Source organism: Mycolicibacterium arseniciresistens, assembly GCF_030519285.1.
Lineage (GTDB): Bacteria > Actinomycetota > Actinomycetes > Mycobacteriales > Mycobacteriaceae > Mycobacterium > Mycobacterium arseniciresistens.
The window spans coordinates 40,357-46,968 of sequence record NZ_JAUMSQ010000014.1; the positions used below are offsets into that span (position 1 = coordinate 40,357).

7 protein-coding genes are annotated in these 6,612 nt (G+C 67.2%); 3 read left to right on the forward strand and 4 right to left on the reverse strand.

The genetic code is table 11. The features are described from left to right. Positions 1-21: 21 nt before the first annotated feature. On the forward strand, positions 22-495 hold the full coding sequence (locus Q2100_RS03965) for a hypothetical protein (protein WP_302912901.1): 474 nt from the start codon (positions 22-24) through the stop codon (positions 493-495). A gap of 7 nt (positions 496-502) precedes the next feature. Here Q2100_RS03965 and Q2100_RS03970 read toward each other — a convergent pair whose 3' ends face one another. Genes Q2100_RS03970 through Q2100_RS03985 form a run of 4 tightly spaced genes read right to left on the reverse strand, consistent with a single transcriptional unit; the run spans position 503 to position 4,114 of the window. Continuing rightward, positions 503-1,390, reverse strand: a complete 888-nt coding sequence (locus tag Q2100_RS03970) for an alpha/beta fold hydrolase (protein ID WP_264015544.1) — start codon at positions 1,388-1,390, stop codon at positions 503-505. 32 nt (positions 1,391-1,422) lie between these two features. Then, on the reverse strand, positions 1,423-1,839 hold the full coding sequence (locus Q2100_RS03975) for a Rieske (2Fe-2S) protein (protein WP_302912902.1): 417 nt from the start codon (positions 1,837-1,839) through the stop codon (positions 1,423-1,425). 3 nt (positions 1,840-1,842) lie between these two features. Continuing rightward, positions 1,843-2,997: an amidohydrolase family protein gene (locus tag Q2100_RS03980; protein WP_264015542.1), complete on the reverse strand. Its 1,155-nt coding sequence runs from the start codon at positions 2,995-2,997 to the stop codon at positions 1,843-1,845. A 19-nt stretch (positions 2,998-3,016) separates the two neighbouring features. Next, the gene (locus Q2100_RS03985; RefSeq protein WP_302912903.1) at positions 3,017-4,114 is read right to left on the reverse strand and encodes an amidohydrolase family protein; all 1,098 of its coding nucleotides are present in this window, start codon (positions 4,112-4,114) and stop codon (positions 3,017-3,019) included. A gap of 282 nt (positions 4,115-4,396) precedes the next feature. Between Q2100_RS03985 and Q2100_RS03990 the strand changes: the two genes are divergently transcribed. Together Q2100_RS03990 and Q2100_RS03995 are read left to right on the forward strand one after the other, a co-directional pair. Then, a complete protein-coding gene (locus Q2100_RS03990) occupies positions 4,397-5,401 on the forward strand; it encodes an acyl-CoA dehydrogenase family protein (protein WP_302912904.1) in 1,005 nt (334 codons plus the stop codon). Further along, positions 5,402-6,577, forward strand: a complete 1,176-nt coding sequence (locus Q2100_RS03995; RefSeq protein WP_302912905.1) for an acyl-CoA dehydrogenase family protein — start codon at positions 5,402-5,404, stop codon at positions 6,575-6,577. It abuts the gene before it with no gap. The last annotated feature ends 35 nt before the right edge of the window (positions 6,578-6,612 follow it).

Consider the following 6,612-nt stretch of genomic DNA (forward strand, 5'->3'; position numbering starts at 1 on the left):
CCCGCGGATAGGCTGGCAGACATGAGAACCGCGGTGGTGCGTGTCGGTGTCGACCCGTCCGGTGAGCTCGGTGCCGAACAACTGCGCGACGGGGTGACGACGCTGCGCAGGCTGGCGGCCGACGCGGGCGCCGAGGTGCTGGCCGATGACCTCGCGGCGCTGCCGCCCGCCCGCCGAGAGGTCGAGGTGCTGATGCTCGCCACTGCGGCCGAGGAGGTGATGCACACGGCGGTGGCCCTGTGCGCCAAGGCGTTCGGCACGGAACCGGTGCCCGGGGTGGTGACCTTCATCAGCCGGGGCACCGACGACGACGCCGTCGGTGTGCTCGCCGGTTTCGGATTGACAGGGGCGATCGAGCGCACGCCGGGGGACGAGGGCTGGGACGTGGTGCAGGTGACGCTCGCCAAGGGTGACCTCGAGCGGGTGCCGGAGAGCCGGATCCACACGGCGCTCGAGGCCTCGCTCAACTGCGAGGTGCGCATCGTCACGCGCTGACGAGCGGTCATCTCCGGCCGGCCGGCGTCCGCAGGAAGTCCAGGATCGCCGGGGCCGCCTGCACCCACGTGTCGAACATGTTGAAGCGCTTCACCTTCCCCTGTGCCCGCTTCTCGCTCGCACGCTCCCAGGCGTCCTCCGGCCACGGCGGATCGATCAGGGTCGCCCCCTTGATCAGGCAGCTCACCTCCAGTGACGTCCGCTTGGGGTGGTCGAGGTCGTTCTCGCCGCCGCGGATGATCAGCGTCGGCACCGTGATGTTGTCGAACATCTCGTCCTCGACGCCGGGGATCGTCTGGCCGGGCTTTGGCACGAAGGCATTGAGCCAGCGCAGCATCAGTTTCAGGAACTGGTCGGGATCGAGTGCGAGCAGGCGGTCGCGGTTGTCGGGGTTCTCCGCGATGCGTTCCCGCCACTCCGACACCTCGGCGACGCCGGCCATTCCGCTGCCGCGCACGGCCAGGATGCTCGGCACGATGTAGTAGGACCCGAGTACGAAGGAGCCGTAGACACCGCCGACGATGTTCCACACCACCAGCTTCTTCACCAGCTCGGGGTAGAGCATCGTGGTCAGCATCGAGTCGCGTGCGCCGCCGGACCCGCCGGCGATGATGCACGGCCCGATCTCCAGCTCGGTGATCAGCGCTCGCAGGGTGTCGGCCCGCATGTGCGATTCACTCTGGCCGTAGAACTGCACATCGGACTTGCCGCAGTTCGGCCTATCCCACAGCAGCACCCGGTAGCCGCCCTCGACGAGCTTCTTGGCCAGCGGCTTGAGCCCGGGAATGTCCTTGCTGAATCTGCCGCCCGGGGTGAGGACGATGAATTCGCCCTCCTTGCCCAGGATTTCGTACACGACGTTGCCGCCGTTGATCTCGATCTTCTTGTTGGGCAACTTGTCTCCGATTTCTGGGCGCGAGGTCCGCTTCAGGCCTGGACGAGCACGTCGTTGCCGACGACCCGGACCGGGTAGGTGCGGATGCTCCACTCCGGCTTGACCGCGGTGGTGCCGGTGGCGAGCTCGAAACCCCATTGGTGCCAGGGGCAGAAGATGTACTCCTTGTCGCGAACCATCACCGCGTCACCGGGGACGCTGTCGTCGGCGACGTTGAGGCCGCGCGCACGTCCCGAACACAGGGGACCGCCCTCGTGCGGACAGTAGTTCGCGATGGCGTAGAAGGAGCCGTTGACGTTGTACACGCCGACACCGTGCCTGCCGATGGGCACCAGTTTGTGTGTGCCCGGCGGGATCTCGTCGACGGTGGCGACGACGTGTTCACGCCCCTGCGCGAGCCGGGGTTCGCGCCCCGCCGGCGGCCGGGGCGCCTGACTCTGCTCGGTCATAGGTCAGAAGACCCGGACCTGGCCCTCGAGCGCCGGAACGGTCTCGGGGAGGTGGTATGTCGCGATGCCGTTGCGGAACATGATGGCCTCGCGGGCGTGCTCGGGCAGGTGCTTGACCAGCCAGCGCGGGTCGTCGAACGTCCAGTGCGGGTAGTCACTGGAGAACAGCAGGATCTTCTCGCATTCCATCCACTCGAAGGCCCGGGTCAGTTCCGTCTTGTCCTCGGGATAGTCCAGCGGCTGGGTGGTGAACTTGATGTGGTCCTTGACGTACTCGCTCGGCTTGCGCTTGATGTCCATCCAGGACTTGCGGGCCTCGTAGATCGCGTCCATCCGCCACATCAGCGGGAGGATCCAGGTGAACGCGTGCTCGACGAAGACGATCCGCAGGTTGGGGTGCCGGTCGAAGGTGCCGTCGAAGATCAGGCTCATCACCTGGTTCGCCGCGAGCAGCGAGTAGGTGACCATGAAGTCGTGGTTGTAGCTGGGAAGTCCGACCGGCGGCATGGGCAGCTCGTCGTAGTGGCTGCGCGACAGGTGGCAGCTCACGGTGATGTCGTGTTTGGTGGCCGCGGCCCAGATCGGGTCGTACTTCGGGTTGCCCCATGACGGGCGCGGCTCGGCCTTGATCAGGATCTGCGCCATGAAGGGATGGCCGGCCCAGCGCTCGATCTCCTCCACGCTGCGCTCGGGCTCCTCGATGGCCAGGCAGATCGACCCGCGCCAGCGTTCGTGCCAGTTGTTGTGGCTGTCGAGCCAGTGCTTGTCCTGCCAGTCGTTGAGCGCGCAGTTCATCGCGTGGTTCGCCTCGGGGATCCGCGCCGGATAGGCGGCGGGCTCCAGGATCGCGATGTCCGCGCCCGCCTCCATGATCAGCTGCTTGAACGCGAGATCCGGATCGCTGCAGGGAAATTCACCATCGGCGGGGAAGGCGTCGACGCGCATCGCGTAGGAGTGCGCGTAGTCGGGGGCGTCGTAGTAGATCTGGTCGCCGACCTTGTGGCTGCCGAAGTAGCGGCTGCGCCACGGCTCGGGGATGTACTGACCCAGCTCGCCGGTACGGGGTGCGGGGTGGACGTCGGAGTCGACACACCGGACCGCGATGCGTTCGGCAGCGGGAATCCTCGGATTGGCTGTGACGGACGGGATCGTTGTCATGATCGCTCCTCTTCTACCTCTACTGTGCAGCACTTGCGGATGCGATGACAGGAATTTCGACGCCGTACAGCTCCGCGGCATTGCGCCAGCACAATTTGTCGCGCTGCTCGGCGCTGTAGGAGCCGGGCACCGACAGATCGTTGAGCTGCCAGTGCGGGTAGCTCGACCCGTACATCACCATGTCGTCCTTGCCGGTGAAGCCCGCCCACTCACCGGCGAATCCGACGTCGCCCGGGCCGTCGAGCGCACCCTGGATGAAGTAGGTGTGACCGGGTAGGTAGTCGCTCGGCATCCTCGGCGCCCACGGCGTCTGCTCGAGGTGGGGCCTGCCGAAACAGTCCATCCGCCACATGAACGGCGTCAGCATGTCCGCGGCGCCGTCCGCCCAGACGAACTTCAGCGCGGGCATGCGCTCGAACACCCCCTCGGCGATCATGTTCATCAGGTGGTAGAGGAAGTTCATCGCGGTGAAGCCGACGAACTGCTCGTAGGTGCGGGTGATGCCGTTCGGGGTGGGCGGCAGCATCACTCCCGAGCCGACCTCGAAGTGCACGGCCACCGGCAGTCCAGCGTCGACGGCCGCCTCCCACAGCGGCCAGAACTGCGGCTTGCCGTACAACTCGCGCGACTGCAGCGGCACGCCGATCTGCACCACCCGTGGGTGGTCCTTGTACTTGGCGATCTCGCGCAGCGCACCGGTGATGTCGTCGGGGTTGACGCGGATGGTGCCCCGGAATCGCTCGCCGTGTGCGCTGTCGTCCAGCCAGCGCGTCACCATCATCTCGTTGTGCCCGGCGGCGAGCGCGGACCCGAGGTGTCGGTCCGGCATGATGCCGCGGCCCATCGGGTGCAGGATCGCCACGTCCACGCCGCGCTCGTCGAACAGGTGGCGCGCGACGATGTTCGGGTCGGAGCCGGGGTACTGCTTGTCGGGACCCGTGGTGCCCTTGGCGTATTCGCCACCGGGCGCCCCGTACCAGTCCATCTCGTAGTCGGGAAAACCCCGGCTGCGGAACGGCTCCCGCAGGAAGTTCTGCCGCAGGTCCTTGTTCGACTTGCAGAAGATGTGCACGCTCGCATCGATGACGGGTGTACGCGTCCCGTCGGGGTGCTCCATGACCAAGGCTGACCTCCGTGTTCGTCCGGTTCGCGCGGGCTGCGCACCGTCGAAGACGACGCGCGGCGGAGCCGGACCTGCCCCCAGTGTAAATGCTAGTTCTTCAAAGGCAAGAATTCTGTTCTCTTGCCGAATACCCGCATCTGTGCAGGTGAGCGTGCCTGCTGGTCAGTCGCCCAGCAGACTGCTTAGGTAACCTCATGACCGTTACGGGAGAACGGAGCGACACGTTGCGAGAATGCTATTCTCCTAGGGTCGTGACATCGCACCAGGAGGCGCCGGATGCTACTCGAGTTCGATGCCGATCAGCGGCTGTGGCAGGGGACCGTGCGCGACGCGGTGACCAAACAGTGCCCACCCTCGCTGGTCCGCAGCGTGGCCGAAGACCCTGACTCACCCGAGGGTGACCCGACCCCGCTGTGGAAGCTGTACGTCGACGCCGGCTGGACCGAGCTGACGGACCAGGAGAACACCGTCGAGCTCGCCATCGTCTGTGAGGAGCTTGGCCGGGCCACCGACCCGACACCCTTCCTCGCGACGCTGACCCAGTACGCGCCGCTGGCGGCCGACCGGTACGACCCGCAGCAGGCGGGCGCGGCGGTGTACTCCGGAGTGAGCGCCCACCGCGACGCAGAGGGCTGGGTGCTCGACGGCATCGCCCGCAACGTCGTCGACGGTGACCGGGCCGACCGGCTGGCCGTGGTCACCGAGGCCGGGGTCTTCCTCGTCGAGGCCGCGGAGGTGTCGTCGCGCCGCAGCCCGGTGTTCGATCCGGTGCTGCACGTGGCCGAGGTGTCGTTCCCCGGAGTGCGGGTCTCCGACGCCGCCCGGGTGCACGTCGACGCGGAGAAGGCGCACCACCTCGCGCTGACCGGCATGGCGATCACGATGGTCGGCGCCTGCCAGCGGATCCTGGACCTGGCGCTCGACCACGCCAAGCAGCGTCACCAGTTCGGGGTGCCCATCGGTTCGTTCCAGGCCGTTCAGCACAAGGCGGTCGACATGCACGTCGCCATCGAACGGGCCCGGGCCCTGTCGTATTTCGCCGCGCTGACCATCGCGGCCGACGACCCGCGCCGCCGGATGGCGGCGGCGATGGCCAAGGCCTCAGCGGGTGAGTGTCAGTCCATCGTGTTCCGGCACGGCCTGCAACTGTTCGGCGCCATGGGCTTCACCTGGGAGAACGACCTGCAGTTCGCACTGAAGCGGGCGAAGGCCGGTGAGCTCCTGCTCGGCGGCGCCGCCGAGCACCGGGCCCGGATCGCCGAGGAGTACAGGGGTTTCTAGATGCAGCTGACCTTCGATTCCGATGTCGAGGAGTTCCGGGCCGAGTTCTCCGCCTTCCTCGACGAGCACCTGCCCGACGAGGCCGACACGCTCGAGCGGCCGCGCTCGGTGTCGCACATGCCGCAGTGGGCCCGTGACTGGCAGCGGTTGCTGTTCGACAACGGATGGCTGCTGCCCGCACAGCCGCCGGAGTTCGGCGGCCGCAATGCGTCGGTGCTGCAGACCTTCGTCCACCTCGACGAGCTCTGCCGGCGCCGCATCTACCACAGCTTCAACCCGCAGGGCGTGAACATCGTTGCGGCGTCGCTGATCTCGTTCGGGTCCGACGAACACAAGCAGCGCTGGGCGGTGCCCGTGCTCAAAGGTGAGATCACCGCGTCGCTGGGGATGAGCGAGCCGAGTGCGGGCTCGGACCTGGCGTCGCTGCGCACCCGGGCCGTGCGCGACGGCGACGACTTCGTGGTCAACGGCCAGAAGGTGTGGACCTCCGGCGCCCACGACGCCGACTTCCTGCTGACCTTCGTGCGCACCGACCCCGACGCGCCGAAGCACAAGGGGATCAGCGTGCTGATCATCCCGACCGACCTGCCCGGTGTCGTCTGCCGGCCGTTCGCCGACCTGTGCGGGGAGGAGAACAAGGATTTCAACGAGGTCTTCTTCACCGACGTGCGGGTGCCCGCCGAGAACCTCGTCGGACCGCTGAACGGCGGCTGGAAGGTGGCCAACGGTTCACTCGGCCACGAACGCACCATGATGTGGCTCGGCTTCGCCGACCGGATCGACAACATGATCGCCGACTTCGAACCGCACACCGAGATCGAACGCGACCAGTATGCGTCGATGATCATGGACTACCAGGCGCTGCGGGCGATGGGCTCGGCGGGTCTGGCGCGTGCCGCCCGTGGCGAGTCGGACACCGCATCGGTGTCGGTGCTCAAGCTGTTCGGTTCGGAGGCCGAGATGCGCGCCGCGGACACCGCACTGACCGCCGCGGGGGCCGACGGACTCGTGCATCCCTCGACCACCGGCCGCTACGAGCACATGAACCTCGACCATTACTTCGCGAGCTGGTTCGAGCGCTTCTCCCGCAGCTTCTCAGGGACGATCGCGGGCGGCACGTCGGAGATCCAGCGCAACATCATCGCCACGCAGGTACTCGGACTGCCCCGCGGCTGAGAACGACGTCGGGGCCGGTCGCTCATGGCGACCGG

Coding starts and splice junctions, on each gene's coding strand:
- Q2100_RS03975 (WP_302912902.1), bottom strand. CDS start 1,839: ATGACCGAGCAGAGTCAGGCGCCCCGGCCGCCGGCGGGGCGCGAACCC.
- Q2100_RS03995 (WP_302912905.1), top strand. CDS start 5,402: ATGCAGCTGACCTTCGATTCCGATGTCGAGGAGTTCCGGGCCGAGTTC.
- Q2100_RS03985 (WP_302912903.1), bottom strand. CDS start 4,114: ATGGAGCACCCCGACGGGACGCGTACACCCGTCATCGATGCGAGCGTG.
- Q2100_RS03980 (WP_264015542.1), bottom strand. CDS start 2,997: ATGACAACGATCCCGTCCGTCACAGCCAATCCGAGGATTCCCGCTGCC.
- Q2100_RS03990 (WP_302912904.1), top strand. CDS start 4,397: ATGCTACTCGAGTTCGATGCCGATCAGCGGCTGTGGCAGGGGACCGTG.
- Q2100_RS03965 (WP_302912901.1), top strand. CDS start 22: ATGAGAACCGCGGTGGTGCGTGTCGGTGTCGACCCGTCCGGTGAGCTC.